18 protein-coding genes are annotated in these 18,092 nt (G+C 66.4%); 12 read left to right on the top strand and 6 right to left on the bottom strand.

From position 1 onward, the window contains the following. The first annotated feature begins 28 nt into the window (after positions 1 to 28). The 4 genes from mltA (at position 29) to BAU06_RS23865 (ending at position 4,526) form a co-directional block, all read left to right on the top strand. Positions 29 to 1,351 carry a murein transglycosylase A gene (gene mltA, locus BAU06_RS23880; protein WP_156770435.1) on the top strand — a complete coding sequence of 441 codons (1,323 nt, stop codon included), beginning with the start codon at positions 29 to 31 and terminating at the stop codon, positions 1,349 to 1,351. After that, positions 1,348 to 2,517 (top strand): UbiH/UbiF family hydroxylase, encoded by a 1,170-nt coding sequence (locus BAU06_RS23875; RefSeq protein WP_066356474.1) that lies wholly within the window; start codon positions 1,348 to 1,350, stop codon positions 2,515 to 2,517. The genes mltA and BAU06_RS23875 overlap by 4 nt, the downstream gene beginning before the upstream one ends. 161 nt (positions 2,518 to 2,678) lie before the next feature. Continuing rightward, positions 2,679 to 3,524, top strand: coding sequence for a DsbC family protein (locus tag BAU06_RS23870; protein WP_066359682.1), 846 nt, complete (start codon positions 2,679 to 2,681; stop codon positions 3,522 to 3,524). Between the two features lie 48 nt (positions 3,525 to 3,572). Next, the gene (locus tag BAU06_RS23865) at positions 3,573 to 4,526 is read left to right on the top strand and encodes a D-2-hydroxyacid dehydrogenase family protein (protein ID WP_066356472.1); all 954 of its coding nucleotides are present in this window, start codon (positions 3,573 to 3,575) and stop codon (positions 4,524 to 4,526) included. A 128-nt stretch (positions 4,527 to 4,654) separates the two neighbouring features. Here the strand turns inward: BAU06_RS23865 and mdoH are convergent, their stop codons facing one another. The 5 genes from mdoH to BAU06_RS26790 form a co-directional block, all read right to left on the bottom strand. Continuing rightward, complete coding sequence (gene mdoH, locus BAU06_RS23860; protein ID WP_066356469.1) at positions 4,655 to 7,189, bottom strand: glucans biosynthesis glucosyltransferase MdoH; 2,535 nt, start codon at positions 7,187 to 7,189, stop codon at positions 4,655 to 4,657. After that, a complete protein-coding gene (locus tag BAU06_RS23855; protein ID WP_066359681.1) occupies positions 7,170 to 8,699 on the bottom strand; it encodes a glucan biosynthesis protein G in 1,530 nt (509 codons plus the stop codon). The genes mdoH and BAU06_RS23855 overlap by 20 nt, the downstream gene beginning before the upstream one ends. A 342-nt stretch (positions 8,700 to 9,041) precedes the next feature. Further along, the gene (locus BAU06_RS23850) at positions 9,042 to 9,305 is read right to left on the bottom strand and encodes a DUF1488 family protein (protein ID WP_066356467.1); all 264 of its coding nucleotides are present in this window, start codon (positions 9,303 to 9,305) and stop codon (positions 9,042 to 9,044) included. A 113-nt stretch (positions 9,306 to 9,418) separates the two neighbouring features. Next, a complete protein-coding gene (locus BAU06_RS23845) occupies positions 9,419 to 9,790 on the bottom strand; it encodes a hypothetical protein (protein WP_066356465.1) in 372 nt (123 codons plus the stop codon). A 157-nt stretch (positions 9,791 to 9,947) separates the two neighbouring features. Continuing rightward, positions 9,948 to 10,175, bottom strand: a complete 228-nt coding sequence (locus BAU06_RS26790) for a hypothetical protein (RefSeq protein ID WP_156770320.1) — start codon at positions 10,173 to 10,175, stop codon at positions 9,948 to 9,950. A 272-nt stretch (positions 10,176 to 10,447) separates the two neighbouring features. Here BAU06_RS26790 and BAU06_RS23840 point away from each other — a divergent pair, with 272 nt between their 5' ends. From BAU06_RS23840 to BAU06_RS23825, 4 genes are read left to right on the top strand one after another with little or no spacing between them, the layout of a single operon-like run. After that, a complete protein-coding gene (locus tag BAU06_RS23840) occupies positions 10,448 to 11,179 on the top strand; it encodes a TenA family transcriptional regulator (RefSeq protein WP_066356460.1) in 732 nt (243 codons plus the stop codon). A gap of 15 nt (positions 11,180 to 11,194) precedes the next feature. Then, a complete protein-coding gene (locus BAU06_RS23835) occupies positions 11,195 to 11,503 on the top strand; it encodes a 2Fe-2S iron-sulfur cluster-binding protein (protein ID WP_066356458.1) in 309 nt (102 codons plus the stop codon). Continuing rightward, on the top strand, positions 11,500 to 11,820 hold the full coding sequence (locus tag BAU06_RS23830; RefSeq protein WP_231933951.1) for a ferredoxin: 321 nt from the start codon (positions 11,500 to 11,502) through the stop codon (positions 11,818 to 11,820). Before BAU06_RS23835 ends, BAU06_RS23830 begins: the two co-directional genes overlap by 4 nt. A gap of 30 nt (positions 11,821 to 11,850) precedes the next feature. Beyond that, positions 11,851 to 12,153, top strand: coding sequence for a 2Fe-2S iron-sulfur cluster-binding protein (locus tag BAU06_RS23825; protein ID WP_066356456.1), 303 nt, complete (start codon positions 11,851 to 11,853; stop codon positions 12,151 to 12,153). Between the two features lie 123 nt (positions 12,154 to 12,276). On the opposite strand, the gene BAU06_RS23820 is transcribed toward BAU06_RS23825, so the two are convergent. After that, positions 12,277 to 12,996, bottom strand: a complete 720-nt coding sequence (locus tag BAU06_RS23820; protein WP_066356454.1) for a GntR family transcriptional regulator — start codon at positions 12,994 to 12,996, stop codon at positions 12,277 to 12,279. A gap of 273 nt (positions 12,997 to 13,269) precedes the next feature. On the opposite strand from BAU06_RS23820, the gene BAU06_RS23815 reads away from it, so the two are divergent. The 4 genes from BAU06_RS23815 to BAU06_RS23800 all read left to right on the top strand — a co-directional run bounded on the left by BAU06_RS23815 (position 13,270) and on the right by BAU06_RS23800 (position 18,046). After that, complete coding sequence (locus BAU06_RS23815) at positions 13,270 to 14,805, top strand: hypothetical protein (protein WP_066356452.1); 1,536 nt, start codon at positions 13,270 to 13,272, stop codon at positions 14,803 to 14,805. Between the two features lie 219 nt (positions 14,806 to 15,024). Continuing rightward, a complete protein-coding gene (locus BAU06_RS23810; RefSeq protein ID WP_066359676.1) occupies positions 15,025 to 16,485 on the top strand; it encodes an aldehyde dehydrogenase family protein in 1,461 nt (486 codons plus the stop codon). A gap of 50 nt (positions 16,486 to 16,535) precedes the next feature. Then, a complete protein-coding gene (locus tag BAU06_RS23805; protein ID WP_066356450.1) occupies positions 16,536 to 17,015 on the top strand; it encodes a GlcG/HbpS family heme-binding protein in 480 nt (159 codons plus the stop codon). Positions 17,016 to 17,029: 14 nt separating this feature from the next. After that, the gene (locus BAU06_RS23800; RefSeq protein WP_066356447.1) at positions 17,030 to 18,046 is read left to right on the top strand and encodes a 2Fe-2S iron-sulfur cluster-binding protein; all 1,017 of its coding nucleotides are present in this window, start codon (positions 17,030 to 17,032) and stop codon (positions 18,044 to 18,046) included. Positions 18,047 to 18,092 lie beyond the last annotated feature (46 nt).

Genomic DNA, 18,092 nt, shown 5'->3' with positions numbered 1-18,092 from the left:
CGCCAAATTCCGTCCCTATTTTTAGATGATGCGTTCATTGTTCCGCCTGGCGCCTTGCGCGTTGCTGGGCCTTGCCCTGGCTGCTTGTTCCACCGTGGAAACCGGGATCCCGCCGGACGAGACCGCCGGTACGCCGGCCGCTGGCCCCGGCCCGGCCACGGCGGCGGAGACCCCGCTGGTGGTCCCGCCGCTGTCCAGCCTGCCCGATACGCCGGCCCGCCCGCTGGCGGGCCGCTTCCAGAAGGTGGGCTACGCCGACATTCCGGCCTGGCGGGATGACGATCTGGCGCAGTTCTGGCAGGTATTCCTGCGCAACTGCAAGGGCTTGATGCGGCCTACCTCCGGCAATCTGGCCATGCCGGCCCGCGCCACCCCGCGCGTCTGGCAGCCGGTGTGCGCGGCCGCCGTCGATCCCGCGCGGCGCCCGGTCGCCACCGACGCGGAAAGCGTGCGGCGCTTCCTGCAGACCTATCTGCAGCCGTGGCGCCTGGTGGCGGCGGATGGCAAGCCGGCATCCAATCTGGTCACCGGTTATTACGAGCCCCTGGTGCGCGGGTCGCGCGTGCAGGGCGGGCTGGCGCAATGGCCGCTGTATACGCCGCCCAGGGACCTGCTGACCGTCGACCTGGGCGCGATCTATCCCGAACTTGCCGGCAAGCGCGTGCGCGGCAAGCTGGACGGCAAGCGCGTGGTCCCGTACGACACCCGGGCCGACCTCGACAACAACCCCGCGCGACGCCCTCCCGTGCTCGTCTATGTCGACGACCCGGTCGATAACTTCTTCCTGCAGGTGCAGGGATCCGGCCGCGTGCTGCTGACTGACGGGCCGGACGCCGGCAAGACCATACGCGTGGCCTATGCCGACCATAACGGCCAGCCTTACGTTTCCATCGGCCGCTGGCTGGTGGACCGGGGCGAGCTGACGTCCGACCAGGCGTCCATGCAGAATATCCGCGCCTGGGCGCAGCGCAATCCGCAACGGGTGCGGGAAATGCTGGATGCCAATCCGGCGGTGGTGTTCTTCAAGGAAGAGCCCGTTACCGATCCGGAGACCGGTCCCCGCGGGGCCTACGGCGTGAGCCTGACGGCGCGCCGCTCCATCGCGGTCGATACGTCCTTCGTTCCGCTGGGGACCCCGGTTTTCCTGGGAACGACCTGGCCCGGATCGGATCGTCCCCTGGACCGGCTGGTTTTCGCGCAGGACACCGGGACCGCCATACGGGGCGCGGCGCGCGCAGACTTCTATTGGGGCTACGGCGATGCGGCCGGGCAGATGGCCGGGCGCATGAAGCAGCGTGGCCAGATGTGGGTGTTGTGGCCGAAGCAGGCCGGGGAGCCCAGTGCACGATGAGCCACGGAATTCTCGTTTGCGGCGCCGGCATCGTCGGCCTGGCGACCGCGCTGGCATTGGCCCGGCAAAAGCAGCGCGTCACCGTCCTGGCGCCGGCCGTGGCGGTGCCCGCGGCGCAGCCTGACCGCTACCATCCCCGGGTGTATGCCCTGTCGCCGGCCAGCCAGCGCTTTCTGGCGCATCTGGGCATCTGGGATGCCTTGCCGGCCGCGCGCATCGCCGCCGTCGACGCCATGGAAATCCATGGCGACGCGGACGGGTCGGTGACGCTGAATGCCTGGCAGGCGGCCAAGCCGCACCTGGCCTGGATTGTCGAGGCTGCCGAGGTCGAACGCGTGCTGGCGCAGGCGGTGCGCCTGTCGGGCATCCCGTGGATTGCCGACCGCTGCGTCGGTTTCGAGCACGGCGTCGTACTGACCGAAAACGGCGCCCAGTTGCGTACCGACCTGGCCGTGGGCGCGGATGGCGCGGGATCGCCGCTGCGCGCCGCGGCGGGGTTGGTGCAGCGTTCCGCTCCCTACGACGCGGTGGGGCTGGTTACCCACCTGGACGCCGCCTTGCCGCATCGGGGTACCGCGATGCAGTGGTTCCACGACGAAGGCGTGCTGGCACTGCTGCCCCTGCCGGACACGTCGCGCGGACCGCAGGTCTCCATGGTGTGGTCGGCGCCGGCCCGCCGCGCCCAGGCCGTGCAGGCGCTGCCCGCCGATGCCCAGGCGGAGGCCGTGCGGGCCCACCTGGCCGCGGTGACACAGGGCCGCCTGGGCGACCTGCGCATGAATATCGGCCTGCATGGCTTCCCGCTGTTCCTGGAACAGGCGCAAATGGTGGCGGCTGGCGTGGCCCTGGCTGGGGACGCGGCGCACCGGGTCCATCCGCTGGCGGGCCAGGGCTTGAACCTGGGGCTGGGCGATGCGGAAACCCTCGCTACAATCGTCGCGCGGCGCGAACCCTACCGCGGCGCGGGGGATTTGCGGGTGCTGCGGCGCTACCAGCGTGCCCGTGCCGAGCCGCTGCTGGCCATGCGGCTGGCCACCGACGGATTGCACCGCCTGTTCGCCAGCCATGCCGCGCCGGCGGCCTGGCTGCGCAACGCCGGCATGCGGTGGATGGACGCCCTGCCTCTTTTCAAAAGGTTGCTGATCGAGCAAGCTTCCGGCGGGTGAACCCGCGCGCCGCGCCGCGGTCCAAGCCCGGGCCCGGCCGCGGTGGCGTATCGTCCGGGTGGGCAAGTTCCAAGGAGATGTTCATGAATATCCGCGCCTGGCTTTCCGTCCCCGGCGCCGCCGGGGCGACCCTAGCCGCGGCGGCGGCCCTGGCCATCGGGATGGCGGTATGCGCCATGCCCGGATCCGCTCGCGCCGCGGACACGGTGATTTCCAGCCAATCGGCGGGCCAGCCCGTCCCGGGCCAGACCGTGACCAGCACCTCCGGCGCCGGCCCCTCGGCCAAGGTGACCAGCACCAGCGGGCCCAATCCCGGCGAGAAAGTCATCAGCAGCGCGCCGGCCCAGGGGCCCGCCGCCGATACCGGACGCGTCGCGGCGCTGTTCCAGCAGCGCTTTCCCGATCTGGCGGTCAGCGCCGTGCGGCTCACCCCCTATGGCCTGTACGAAGTGCAGGTGGGCATGGACCTGATCTATACCGACGCCAATGTGGGCTGGGTGATGGAAGGTCCCCTGATCGACGCGGCGACGCGGCGCGACGTCACACGCGAACGCCAGGAACAGATCGGGGCGGTGTCCTTCAATGAACTGCCCCTGAACCTGGCCGTGAAGCGCGTGACCGGCGACGGCTCCCGCGTGGTGGCGATCTTCGAGGATCCCAATTGCGGCTATTGCAAGCAGCTGCGCCACACCCTGGAAGACATCCCCAACTTGACGGTCTATACCTTCATCTATCCCATCCTGGCCCCCGATTCGCGGACCAAGGCGCGCGATATCTGGTGCGCCAAGCAGCCCGGGATGGCCTGGGACGACTGGATGGTGCGCGGCAAACTGCCGCCCGCGGGCAATTGCGACGCGCCCATCGACCAGGTGCTGGCCCTGGGGCAGCGCCTGATGGTGCGCGGCACGCCCACGCTGTTCTTCCCCGATGGCCGCCGCGTCAGCGGCGCGCTGCCGCGCGAAGAGCTGATGGCATACCTGAATCAAACCCCGCAGAAGGGCGGCTGAGCGGGCACGCTGCCTTGGAACCCCCCATCCATTCCACCAGGAGAAGGCATGAAGATTGCCATTCTTGACGACTACCACGGCGTGGCCAAGGATTACGCCGATTGGGCTTCGCTAGGGCCGCAGGCCAGCGTGCAAGTGTTCCGCGAGTATCTGCCCGAAGGCCCGCAGCGGGTGTCCGCGCTGCAGCCTTTCGATGTCATCGTAATCATGCGCGAGCGCACGCCGTTTCCGGCCGAGCTGGTCAACGCCCTGCCCAACCTGCGCCTGCTGGTCACCACGGGACTGCGCAACAACTCCGTGGACCTGGCGGCCTGCAAGGCGCGCGGCGTCGTCGTCTGCGGCGCGCCCGGCTCCGATAACGGCCTGAACGCCACGGCCGAACTCAGCTGGACGCTGATCCTGGCGCTGTTCAAGAATCTTTGCAGTGAAGACGCCAATATGCGCCAGGGCCTGTGGCAGACCGCCATGCCGGTGTCGCTCAAGGGCAAGCGCCTGGGCGTGGTGGGGCTGGGCAAGCTGGGCAGCGCGCTGGCCCGCGTCGGCCGGGCGTTCGACATGGATGTGGTCGCATGGAGCCCCAACCTGACGCCGGAAAGGGCCGAGCAGGGCGGCGCCCGTTACGTCGGCAAGCACGAGCTGTTCTCCACCGCGGATGTCATCAGCGTGCACTTGATTCTGTCCGCCTCCACGCGCGGCGTCGTCGACGCCGCCAGTATCGCGGCCATGAAGCCGACCGCCTTCCTGGTGAATACCTCGCGTGCCGGCCTGGTCGACCAGGATGCCCTCATGGACGCGCTGCGCAACCAGCGCATTGGCGGCGCGGGGCTGGACGTCTATCCCGTCGAGCCGCTGCCTGCGGACGATCCGGTGCGCAGGCTGAAGAACGTCGTGCTGACGCCGCACCTGGGATATGTCAGCGCGGACAACTTCAAGGCCTTCTACGAGAACGCCCTGGAAGCCGTCAAGGCCTGGGCCGCCGGGTCGCCGATACGGACGCTGTGATGCCGGCCGTGGGATGAAGCGGCTGTGAAACAAAATCGCCCGGCTGCTGGCCGGGCGATTTTTTGGGTGCTTCCGCGCCATGGTTGGGGCGCAAGGCTGGCGGCGGGCAAAGGCCCTCGCACCGGGTATTACAAGGCCGCGGCAGCGGCCTCGGCGGACGCCAGCGTGGCGGTCGCTTCTTCGCGCGGCGCGGTGCGCTGGCGCAACTGCACGGCGTGCTCTTCCCGGCTGCGCCACATCGCGCCATGGACGTGACTGAGCACGACGGGATCGTCCAGCAGCTTGATCTTCTGCGGTTCGGACAGCGCATCCACGCCGTATTCCATGACACGCTCGACCTGCTCGCGCCGATACGCCTCGTTCAGCGCATTGGGCTTGTGCCGGCCGGTGGCCATGGCGCATGCCAGCGCGTTCACGCCCGGATCCACCACGGCGTCCTCGAAATCGGGAATGTGGGGCACGGCGCGATGCTGCGCGGTATAGCGGCGGGTGGCCTGCAGCTCCGTCGGCGGCTGGGTTTCCTCCGGAATACGGAAAAGCCGCGCCAGGTAGGCGCGCCGGCCCAGGTCGACGCGGCTGGAGTACACCGAAAGCGGAATGATCAGCAGCAGCGCCGCCAGGATGGGCGCCATCCAGAACAGGAAGACCGGGTTCAGCCAGGCCACCAGCCCCGCCCAGCACAGGCCCAGCAGGGTCTGCGAGCCGTGCCGCCTGAAGGCATCGCCCCAGGTGGTCTGGTCGTTGTCGCGCGCCGGCGATATCCACTTCGCCGACAGGCCCAGGAAGGCGGCAACCACGAAACGCGTGTGGAACAGCATGCGCACCGGTGCGAGCAGCATGGAGAACAGCACTTCCATCAGCATGCTGGACAGGGCCTTCTGGCGGCCGCCGAACAGGCGCGCGCCGCGCGCCCACACCAGCAGCACGCCCAGCACCTTGGGCAGAAACAGCAGTACGGCCGTGGTGGAGAACAGCGCGATGGCTTTGTCCGGGTGCCATTGCGGCCAGATCGGGAACAACTGGCGCGGCTCGACGAAGTACTGCGGCTCGGTCAGCGTATGCACCGCCAGCAGCGCGGTCGACAGCAGCAGGAACAGGAACCACAGCGGCGCGGACAAATACGACATCACGCCGGTCAGGAAGACGGCCCGGTGCACCGGATGAAAGCCCTGTATGAAGAACAGCCGGAAGTTCATCAGGTTGCCATGGCACCATCGCTGGTCCCGCTGTAACTCCTCCAGCAGGTTGGGCGGCAGTTCTTCATAACTGCCCGGCAGGTCGTAGGCGATCCACACGCCCCAGCCCGCGCGCCGCATCAACGCCGCCTCGACGAAATCGTGCGACAGGATGGCGCCGGCGAAGGCGCCCTTGCCGGGCAGCGGCGCCAGCACGCAGTGCCGCATGAAGGGGGCCAGCCGGATGATGGCATTGTGGCCCCAGTAGTGCGATTCCCCCAGCTGCCAATAATGCATGCCGGCGGTAAACAAGGGGCCGTACACGCGCGTGGCGAACTGCTGGATGCGTGCGTACAGGCTGTCCATGCCGCTGGCCTGGGGCGCGCTCTGGATGATGCCGGCGTCCGGGCTGGCTTCCATCAGCTGTACCAGCCGCTTCAGGCACTCGCCGGTCATCACGCTGTCCGCGTCCAGCACGATCATGTAGCGGTAATTGCCGCCCCAGCGGCGGCAGAAGTCATCGATGTTGCCGCTCTTGCGCTTCACGCGGCGGCGGCGGCGGCGGTAGAAGATACGGCCGAAGCCCTTGACCGCCTTGCACAGGTCCACCCACGCACGTTGCTCGGCCACGCAGATATCCGCCTTGTAGCTGTCGCTCAGGACGAAAATATCGAAGCGGTCCAGGGCGTCCGTCTGCGCCAGCGACTCGTAGGTGGCCCGCAGTCCCGCGAATACCCGCGATACGTCCTCGTTGCAGATCGGCATGACGATGGCCGTGCGCGCCGCGGCATCGATGGGCGCGTCTTCCATGCCGCGGGCCGAGATACTGTAGCGGTCGCGGCCGATCAGCAACTGCAGGAAGCCCATCATGGCGGTCCAGAACCCGGCCGACACCCAACAGAACAGCAGGGCGAACAGGAACAGGATGCCGACCTCCAGGATCTGCTTGCCCTGGTACGGCAGCACGCCCTTCATATAGTAGGTGGCCACGATGGTCTGCAGCGCCACCATGAACACCAGGCACATGCGGCGCCGGCTGCCGGCCTGGCGCCAGCGTGGATCCATGCGCGGCGCCGTGGCCATATAGTCGTCGGACATGTGCGGACCCTGTCCGCGCAGGCGCCGCCAGAAACGCACCAAGGGATTGGGCACCCAGGGCTCCGGCGACATCGGCGTGCGGTTCAGCGGGGGCGCCGACGGCAGGCAAACGCCGGAATCGGGCGTCTGCCGTGCCATGCCCTTGATGTCCGGGTCGTCATGCTCGGCGGCGCGCAGCCTTTCCAGGCCGGAAGCCAGGACGGCATCGCCGCCCAGCGTATCGTCCCCCGCCAGGCTGCGATGGACGGCATCCAGGGCGGATCGTCCCTCCCGCGCTGCTTGCGCGGCGCGTTCGGCGGCCGCGGAGCGGGCTTCGGGCGGCAGCGCCAGGCGTTCCAGGTAGTCTTCGACCGCGTCGGCGCCGGCGGGATTATTTGGCTTCAGGTTCATTCGGAATGCGATAAGTCCAGGTTTCCGACAAAGGCGTCTGGCCATTGGTCAGGAAAGCCCGCATTTCCACCGGCTTGGTGGGATCCTTCACGTTGACGCGCAGCATCAGGCGCCGTCCGCCCGTCACGGGGTTGGGACGTACGCTGTTTTCCACGATCTGGCCATTGCCGTCGACCCAGGTGTCGGCCGTGATGGTGGCATCGGCCGGCAGGGACTTCAGGGACGGACCCACGAAATCGATGATATACGCGATGCTGCCGTCGCTGCGGCGTATCAGGTCGGGCCCTTTGACTTCCTCGCGCGAGCGCCGGGTCTGCATGACCCAGGCCAGCGGGGTGTCGTGGATCTTGTTTTCGTTCAAGGTCCACGTCATGCGGTAATCGGCATCCAACGGTTCGCCCTTGGCCGGCTGCTTGTCCGGAACCCAGAAGGCGACGATGTTGTCGTTGGTTTCATCTTTCGTGGGAATTTCCACGAGCTGCACGCTGCCCTTGCCCCAATCGCCTTGCGGTTCGATCCACAGGCTGGGCCGCTTTTCATAGCGATCGTCCAGGTCTTCGTAGCGGCTGAATTCGCGTCCGCGCTGCAGCAACCCGAACCCACGGGGGTTTTCCACGCTGAACGCGCTGACGGCCAGGCGGCGCGGATTGACCAGCGGCCGCCAGAGCCATTCATTGCCGCCCGTATGGATCGCCAAACCGTCGGAATCATGCATTTCCGGCCGGTAATTGACCACCGGCGAAGGCTGGTTGGAACCGTACAGGAACATACTGGTCAACGGCGCGATACCCAGGCGGCCGACCTGGTCGCGCAGGAAAATTCGCGCCTTGACGTCGATGACGGTATTGTCATCGGTCGGCTTCAGGACAAAGCGATAGGCGCCCGTGGCACGCGGCGAATCGAGCAGCGCGTAAATGGTCAGCGTCGTGTCTTCGGGCGCCGGGCGGGCGACCCAGAATTCGCGGAAGCGCGGGAATTCCTCGCCGGAGGGCAGCGCCGTATCGATGGCCAGCCCACGGGCGGACAGCCCGTAGGTCTGGCCCTTGCCGATCACGCGGAAATAGCTGGCGCCCAGGAACGAGGCCAGTTCGTCGTCCTTCTTATCCTTGTTATTGACCGGGTACAGCACGCGGAATCCGGCGAAACCCAGGTTCTTCAATGCGCCGGCATCGAGCTTCAGATTGCCGTAATCGAAGTCGTCCGGGTTGAACTTGATTTCATGGACCCCCGCCGCGTCGATCTCGTTGATTTTGACCGGGGTATTGAAATGCATGCCTTCGTGATAGAAGCCAAGGCTGAATTTGGTGCCGGCGTTACCCCAGTACAAATGGTCGTTCTTGAACCGTACCTGCTGGTAGCCGGCGAATTTCAATTCCTGCAACGAGTCCGGAAGATTCGGTTCCGGCGCCTTGTAGCTCTGGTCCGCCAGGTCGCGGGCCTGCTTCATGACATCGAAGAAAGAAAATGCGTGGGCGGATTGACCGATGCCCATGCCGACAAAGGCGGCCATCGACAGGCAAAGGACGGACAATGCGCCGGAAAGCCGGCGGGAAGAATGCGCAGACACGTGGGATTGCCTCAAGCTCCAGGGTGAGCGGAATGCGGTGTGACAGCGCGATTTTTGCACAATGTCCTAGTTGATTGGGCTCGCTTCCTGTCAAACCTGAAATAATTTTTTGCGGACGGCAGGACCCCCGATGACGGGTATTGTCCATAATCCGGCCGCGATAAAGCATGCCGCGGATGGTCCATTATCGGAGGAGTGCCGGGGCCGGATGCCGGCGATGGCGCGGTGTCACGCCCCTGCGCGCAAGCCTGCCGCGGTCCCGGCTGGCGGGCGCGGCAGGGAGGGTCAGTCGTCGAAGTCGCCGGTGCCCAGGGCGGTCACACCGTCGGTGGGAGTGTTGAATGCGGCTTCGGCTGCCTTCTGGATTTTTTCGCAGCCGCGTTCGAAGGCGCGCAGCAGCGCGCTGCCGGAATTGTCCTCGGCGCCGAAATACTCGCGCAAAGCGTCGCCGGAGATTTCAAACTGCCGCTCTTCTCCATTCAGGGAAAGCGAGAAAACAACCACATCGTTCTCGACCCGCGCGTGGGTCTTGTTCGCAAACGTCCCCATGCTTGCCTCTCCATGCGCGAAGCGCGACGCTGCCGGGATGCCGCCTGACGAGGCGGTCCGGACGGTCGCGGGAATGAAATACCGGCCGGCGGTTGCCGGCCGGACGGGCTGTTTTACTTGCCGGAGCCGGTCGCGGGGACCGACTTGGACGGCTGGGCGGAGCCGGAGGTAGACGTATCGCCCATGTTGCCCGAGTTGCGGGTGCCGGAGCGGTGTGTGCTGTCACTCTTGCTGTGAGAGCCGTTGTGCCGCATGCCATTCTTCTGCGTCGTGGTGCCCTTGCCCGTATTGGATTGGGGGGTGACCGTGGAATTCGGCGTCGGCGAGGCCGTACCCGGAGGAACCTTGGGATTGTTCGGCGGGGTCGCGGTGGAGTCGTTGGGGGTGGTCGAGGGCGTCGTGGGCGCCGACGATTGCGCATAGGCGCCACCCGCGGCGAGCAGCGCGGCCAAGGTCAGGGCGGGCGTAAGACGGCGTAGCTTCATGTGGATCTCCTTGCCGGTTGAAGGGAATCCAGCAAGTCGCAAGCGCCGTGCCGCCCGGATGGGGACGAAGGAGGGATGCGCCCGCTGGTGCGCGGCCTTGCGGGCCGGCGCATGGCCGCTTTCTCTTCCTTCCGCGCCTATCGGTTTGGCCCGCGACTTATTTGGTCTGCGAGGCCAGGCGCTGTCCCGCAGGGTGGCGGGCCGCGGTGGCCGGCGCGCTCCTGGGGGCGGTGGCGTGGCGCCAGGCGGTCAGCAGCTCGGCCCAGCGGCGGGGCAGCAGGGGGACGTCACGGCGAATGGCGGCGCGGCGGTCGAGATGCGCCTGCATCTGCGCGCCAATCGGTGCGGAAAGGTAGTGCTGTAGGGGTGAAGTCGTGTTGCTCATGGTTAATACTGATTGCTTATTGCGTACGGACATTATAAGGCGGTGCGCCTGTTGGCTCAAGGGCAAAAGGCCGATTTGCCGCCCAATATGGCTGATTTCGTATGCAGTATCCGAGCGCCGCCACCTCAGCATCGCGGGCGCAGGGCCGTTCAAGGGGTGGCCCGGCAAGATAAGCGTTTCCCCTAGGCGCTCATTCTGACAAACGGTATACAATGTTCAGTATTGCGCGGCCAATCGGGCCGGCGCCGTCCCAAACCTATCAGGAGCCCGCCATGGCCGAAATCATGAGTCGAGACGAATTCCGTACCGCCCTGGAGAACGCCATCAAGGGCAAGAGCGCGAACGCCTCGCCCTTCAGTATTGCCTGGGCCAGCGGAAAGCTGAGCCGCGAACACCTCTGCCGCTGGGCCGAGAACCACTACCACTACGTGGGCCCGTTCGCGGACTATCTCGGCTATCTGTACGCCCGCACGCCCGATGCCTATACCGAGGCCAAGGACTTCCTGCTGGCCAATATGTACGAAGAGGAAATCGGCGGCGACCGGCACACCGACCTGTTGATCCGCTTTGCCGAGGCGTGCGGCACAACGCGCGAGCGCGTCACGGATCCGGACAACATGTCGCCCACCACGCGTGCGCTGCAAAGCTGGTGCTACGCGGTCGCCATGCGCGAGGATCCCATCGTCGCCGTCGCCGGCCTGGTGGTGGGCCTGGAGTCCCAGGTGCCGTCCATCTACCGCAAGCAAACGCCCACCCTGCGGGAGAAGTACGGCTTTACCGACGAAGAAGTCGAGTTCTTCGATCTGCATATCGTTTCCGACGAGATCCATGGCGAGCGCGGCTACCAGATCGTGCTGGAGCATGCCAATACGCCGGAATTGCAGCGGCGCTGCCTGAAGATCTGCGAGATCGGCGCCCAGATGCGGCTGCTGTATACCACGGCGCTGTACACGGACTACGTCCAGAAAGACCTGCCTCTGCCCGAACTGCAGATGGCGGCCTGAGGCCGCGGTTCCGCCATGCCGACTGTCGTATTCCACAAGGGCGGGCAGATCTATACGGATGTCGTCCAGGACAATGCCAATCTGGTCGTCCGGGCGGGTATCAAGCGCTTTCCCTATCCGCACCTGCGCTACGAATGCGGCATGGGAAAGTGCGCCAAGTGCGCCTGCCGCGTCCTGGCGGGCGCCGAGCACCTGCCGCCGGTCAACTGGAAAGAAAAGAAACAGCTGGGCGACCGTATCGCCCAAGGGTATCGGCTGGCCTGCCAGCTGTGGCTGACGGCCGATATCGAGCTGGCCCAGGACCCGGACGACGGGCCGGCATGATGGCAACGCCGACGCGCTTCGCCGGCTATGTGGTCTTGACCAGCAAGCCTGGCCTGTATCGCACCGAGGCGTCCGCCGGCGTCGAGATCATGGAAACCTACGACTACGTCTTCTACGGCAAGACCAAGGCGGTCTTCCAGATAGCCGGCGTGGCGGAAGACGCCAAGGTCCGCATCGTCGAGGACGCGCCGCCGCATACCGCGAATCGGGTGCCCACGCGTGTGATGGAGCGCTTCGGCACGCTGGACGAGGCCCGCCGGGCGATCGAACAGCTGGCGAACTTCGGCACCCTGGACGCGACGCTGGTCCGGCGGTGATCGCCGCGGCCCTTTACCGAATTCTGCATCATGGTCGAAATCACCTTCATCACCAACGGCGGCAAAGTGGTCTCCGCGCCCCCCAACAGCAACCTACTGCGGGTTTCGTTGAAGGAAAAAGGCGGCATTCCGTTCAAATGCGGCGGCGGCCTGTGCGGCACCTGCAAGTGCCTGATCGAGCAGGGCCTGGAGAACACCGACGCCGTCAAACCCAAGGAACGCCGGCACCTGCGGCCCGAGGACTTCGAAAAAGGCTACCGGATGGCTTGCCAGACCTTCGTCAATGGCGACATCAAGGTGTCCTGGCAAAGCCCCGGAACCAAGCTGCCCTGAGCCGGGGAATAGGGCCGCCCCAGGCCACGCCGGCTTGGGTCCTGATGGGCGCGCTGGCGGCGCCATGGTTGCGGACGGCGCCGGGCCGGTGGCGCGGCGGCGGGTGGATGCGTTGTGAGAGCGTCAGCCGGCGGCGGACTTGGGGTGCTGCGCTTCGACGTAGGCCTTGGCCGCGTTGTGTACGTGCTGGCTGGCCAGCAGGGCGGCCAGGTCGCCGTTGCCCGCGATCACCGCATTCAGGATTTGCGCGTGTTCGTCCCAGTTTTGCTTGGCACGCCGCATATTGCTGGGGGCGAAGAGCAGCGCGGTGCGGTCACGCAGCGATCGCATCAGGTCGGTCAGCACCACGTTGCCCGCGATAGTGGCCAGCATTTCATGGAACTCGGAGTTCAGCGCCAGGAAGCGCTCCAGGCTGTCCGCCCGTGCCGCCGTATTGCCTTCCTCCAGAAAGGCCTGCAGGCGGGCGACCGTGGCCTGGTCGCGGCGCTGCGCCGCCAGCTTGGCATTCAGTCCTTCCAGCGTGGCGCGGACTTCTATCATGTCGTTCGCCACGTCGTCCGACAGGACCGACACCGAGGCGCCGCGCCGCGGCTCGATGGTGACCAGGCCTTCGGCCGCCAGCGCGCGCAGCGCTTCCCGAACGGGAATGCGCGAAACCCCCATCTCATCGGAGAGGCGGCCTTCGACCAGGCGATCGCCGGGCGTGAATTCGCCGCTCAGGATGCGTTCCCTGAGCTTGTCGCGGACGACCGCGAACAGTTGCGGGTGCTGCTCGCCTATCTTCAGCGGCCGTGCCGCGGCGTAGGAGCTTACTGCCGGTGGGGAAGGGTTCGATATGGACATGGCGGCGGCCGTGCGAGCGGTTATCTCCGGTGTCATTGATTGTATTACTCCACTCTGGCGCAGCCGGCCGCGCGTCCGCGCCGGGCTGCTCCCGAAAGTATACGGTATCCCTTAGGAGGCGGCCCTTTTCCAGCCTTGTCAGGAGGGCCCGCGCCGGGCGCCGCTTATCGTATTCCCTAGGGCTGGGCAAATGCCGTTGGCGTGGCACTGGATGCCATATAGTATACCGTCCATCTCGACAATGAACCGCCGAGCGGCGGCAAGGGGAAGTCCATGCATACGGACGTCGTGCTCAATGCATCGCATTGGGTGTATTTGCTCAGCGTGGCCGCGATCATCGTCACGATGGTCCTGCGCGCCAATGTAGTGGTGCCGTCCGTCATCGGCACTTTCCTGGTGGTGCTGGCGATTACCGGCAGCCCCATCAGCGCCCTGATCGGCATCTTCTCGGCCAGTTTCGTCGCGGCAAAAGAGCTGTTCAACATATTCCTGGTCATTACCTTCATGACCGCGTTGCTGAACGCCTTGAAGTCCATCCAGGCCGACGTGCGTATGGTGCAGCCGATGCGGCGCATCATGCGGGGTGGGCACCTGTCCTACTTCATCATCGCCGCCTGTACCTATGTAATTTCCCTGTTCTTCTGGCCCACGCCGGCCGTGCCCCTGGTTTCGGCCATCCTGCTGCCGGCCGCCATCGCGGCGGGGCTGCCGCCCCTGGCGGGTGCCATGGCCATCGCCATCGCCGGACAGGGGATGGCCCTGTCTTCCGACTATGTCATAGGGGTGGCGCCCGGCATCAGCGCCAAGGCCGCCGGGGCGGCCGTCAGCGCCGCAACGGTGGCGGACCGGGCGCTGGTGCTGTCGTTGATCACCGGCGGGATCGCGCTGCTTGTCACCTACTTCCTGATCCGCCGCCATATCGTGCCTGGCAGCCCCGCCTTGCTCAGCGCGTGGCAGGCGCGCGCCCAGGACGGCACGCTGGCGCAGATCGAATCCGAGGGCAGCTTCGACAAGGCGGAGATCGCGCGCGGCACCAGCTACGAAGAGCCCCCCGGCACGCCGCCGCGCCGCGCCGAGACCCCGGAGCAAGCACGCCGCATCAAGTGGTCGCGCGCCTTCGCGGTCATCACGCCGCTGGCCTTCCTGGGCGTGATCGCCATTATGGTGCTGCCCCGTATCGTGCCCGGCTTGCCCGCCTTGCGGGGCGGCGACGCCGCGGCCCTGGTCGGGGGCGTGGCCGTCGCCCTGATGATGCTCGTGACCCTGGCGGCGGAGGGGCCGCGCCGCATGCTGGACGTCTGCCCCGACCACATCACCGACGGCTTCGTCTTCGCGTTCAAGGCCATGGGCTCCGTGCTGCCTATCGCCGGCTTCTTTTTTATCGGCGCCCACGATACGGCGGCCCAGATCCTGGGCATGGAGCCGGCCCGGGCGCCGGGCCTGCTGTTCGAGATCATTGCCTCCGCGCAGCAATTGATTCCCTCCAACCATTTCCTGGTGGCATTCGGCGTCCTGATCGTCGGCATGGTGACCGGTATCGACGGGTCCGGTTTCGCGGGCTTGCCGCTCACCGGCACCTTGTCCGGCGCGCTGGGCCCCGTGGTAGGAATCGACCCCGCCACCTTGGCCGCCGTGGGCCAGATGGGCGCCGTGTGGACGGGCGGCGGCACGCTCATCGCCTGGTCCTCGTTGATCGCGGTCGCGGGCTTCGCGCGCGTGCATGTCCTGGATATGGTGCGTGCCCTGCTGTTGCCCGTGGTGCTGGCGCTGTTCGTTTCCACGGCCTGCGCCATCCTGATCTGGCAATAGCCGGCCGCGCGGACCGGGCGACGCGCTCGGCCTGCGCCGCGGGGCTGCGCCCATACAGCCGCCTCGTCCCGCGGGCCATACGCGGACATGCAAAGAGGGAGTCCGCGTAATCCCTAGGCGCAAGAACCGTCTGCATCTCGGATTACAGTATACAATGTGCAATCTAGGTCGGGCGATCGCTGCATGCGCGTTCCGGCCAGCCAACCGAGGGTGCAGGCCGTGGAAGACTTGAGCAATTCCGAATTCACCAACTACATCGGCGGCAAGTGGGTGCCATGTGCCAGCGGCAGGACGGCGCCCAATATCAACCCGGCCAATACCGATGACATCGTCGGCCGCTTCCCGGTGTCGTCGGCGGAAGACGGCCAGGCCGCCGTGGCCGCGGCGCAGTCGGCGTTCGAGCGATGGAAGGCCACGCCCATTACCAAGCGCGCCCAGGTGCTGTTCCGCGCGGCCGACTACCTGGAGGCGCACGCGGCCCGCTTCGCCGAGGAACTGACGCGCGAAGAAGGCAAGGCGCTGGCGCTCAGCCGCGACGAGATTCTGAGGTCCGCGCAGACCCTGCGTTTCTACGCGGCGGAAGGCATGTCCTTCACCGGCGAGACCTTTCCCAATGACGACCCGGATATGGTGGTCTACAGCCAGCTGGAGCCCCTGGGCGTGGTTACCGTGATCTCGCCATGGAACTTCCCGGTGTCCATCCCCGCGCGCAAGATCGCTCCCGCGCTCATCATGGGCAATACGGTGGTGTTCAAGCCTTCGTCCGACGCGCCGCTCAGCGGATACCGGCTGACGCAGGCCTTGGTTGAAGCAGGCATCCCGGATGGCGTGCTGAACCTGGTGACCGGTCCCGCGGCGGCCGTGGGGCCGGCCATCACGCAGGCACCACAGGTTCGGGCGATTTCCTTTACGGGATCCACCGCGGCCGGGGAGCAGATCCATCGCTCGGTCGGCATGACGACCCGGACGCAAATGGAGCTGGGCGGCAAGAATCCGCTGATCGTCCTGGCCGACGCCGACCTGGACAAGGCCGTCGATCTGACGGTGAAGGGCGGGTTCTCGCTGACCGGACAGGCTTGTACGGGAACCAGCCGCGTCCTGGTGGACCGTCGCGTGAAAGCCGCCTATACGGAAAAACTGCTCGAAAAAGTCAGGACGATGAAGATAGGCAGCGGCCTGGAGGCCGGTTGCGACCTTGGGCCGCTGGCCACCGCGCGCCAGCTCGACAACGTGCTGTCCTATATCGCCATCGGCAAGAGCGAGGCCACGCATCTGTACGGAGGCGAACGCCTGCGGGAAGGCGCGTTCGCCAAAGGCTACTACGTGACGCCCGCCATATTCACGGATGTCACGCAGGACATGCGCATCGCCCGCGAAGAAATTTTCGGCCCGGTCATCGCCATCATCGAGGTCGACGGCTACGAGGACGCCATCGCCAAGGCCAACGATACGGAATACGGCCTGTCCGCCGCCATCGCCACCACCAACGCGGCGTACGCACATCGCTTCGCCAAGGATATACAGGCGGGCACGGTCAAGATCAACCGTACTACCACGGGCAATCTGATCAACGCGCCCTTCGGCGGCCTGAAGCGATCCAGCACGTCCACCTTCCGCGAGTCGGGCAGGGTGGGGCTGGAGTTCTATACCCAGATCAAGACGGTGTATCGCGCGGGCTAGGGCCGGCGGCGGCGCACCCGTACATCCCCAACCATAGGCAGGACTGCGGCATGAAACAGGTATACAGGCTGGAACTGGAAGAAGCGCGCGCGATGGTGGCGGCAGCCATCGCGCGATCCCAAGAAATCGGCGTGCTCGAAACGGTTTGCGTTGTCGACGACGGCGGCTATCCCATCGCCATGGAGCGCATGGATGGCGCCCGCATTACCGGGCCGCAGATTGCCTGGAACAAGGCCTTTACCGCGGCCGGCCACAAGCGATCCACCCATCTGTTCAACACGCCGCCCAACGGGCCCGCCTTGCCGGGCAATGAAGCCTTCGGGATCCAGTGGAGCTTCGACGGCAAGTTCGCCGTCTTCGTCGGGGGGTTCCCGGTGGTGGTCAATGGCGAGGTGATAGGCGGGGTGGGCCTGAGCGGCGGCAACGGCGAGCAGGACACCGCCGCCGGCCTGGCGGCCTTGCAGGCCCTGTCGGATCTGTTGGCGGAAAAGGGCTTGAAGGTGACGGTCGCCGCCGACATCAAGAAATGACGAGGACTTGCGTCATGGCTGATCGCGTCACCCTGCTGGAATCCGCGCGGCAGTTCACCGTGGAAGCGGAGGAGTCCATTCTGGACGCGGCCGTGCGTGCCGGCGTGGCGATGCCGCACGAGTGTACGTTCGGCGGCTGCGGCACCTGCCGCGTCAAGGTGGTGGAAGGCGCGGTCAGGTATGAGGAGTTCCCCATGGCGCTGACGGAAGCGGAACACGCCCAGGGATATGCGCTGGCGTGCCAGGCCAGGCCGGTGGGCGATGTGATCCTGAGCATTCCCGCGCGCGGTCCCGCCCTGGCGGATCCAGTGCGGCTTACGGCAAGCTTGGCACAGGTCCGCCAGGCGTGCGGCGATGTCCTGCATCTGACGCTGACCTTGCCCCAAGGTGGCCTGCCGGAATACCGGCCCGGGCAGTATATGAACATCCTGCTGCCGGACGGTAGCGTGCGGAGCTTTTCCATGGCATCGCCGCCCTGCGCTGATGGCACGCAGATCGACTTCCATATCCGGCGGATTCCCGGCGGGCGCTTCACGGACAGCGTGCTGGCGTGCGCCGCGCCCGGCATGCCGCTGCAGATCGAGGCGCCGCTGGGCTCGTTCTGCTATCACGAAGAAGACTATCGCCCGCTGCTGATGGTGGCCACCGGTACCGGGCTGGCGCCCATCAAGGCGATCCTGGAATCGCTGCTGGACAATCCCGATTGTCCGCCGGTCAAACTGTACTGGGGCATGCGTACCGAGGCCGACCTTTACATGCGGGACGTGATCGAGAGCTGGAAGGACCGCCTGTACGAGTTCGAGTTCGTGCCCGTGCTATCGCGCGCCGACTCGTCCTGGACGGGCCGGCGTGGGCACGTCCAGGACGCCGTGGCGGAGGACTACGAAGACCTGTCCGAACATGCGATCTATCTATGCGGGTCTCCCGCCATGGTGGCCGAGGCCAAGGCGGTGTTTGCCCAGCTGGGCGCCAGCATGGACCATCTGTACGCGGACAGCTTTACCTTCCAGCAACCGGTGCCGGCCGATTGACCACGCGTGCCTGGCATGCGAGGCATGCGCGGTATGCCCGGAATGG

Source organism: Bordetella bronchialis, from assembly GCF_001676705.1.
GTDB lineage: Bacteria > Pseudomonadota > Gammaproteobacteria > Burkholderiales > Burkholderiaceae_B > Bordetella_C > Bordetella_C bronchialis.
Note: the sequence above shows the minus strand (reverse complement) of the source record. Positions and strands in the feature narration are given on the sequence as shown.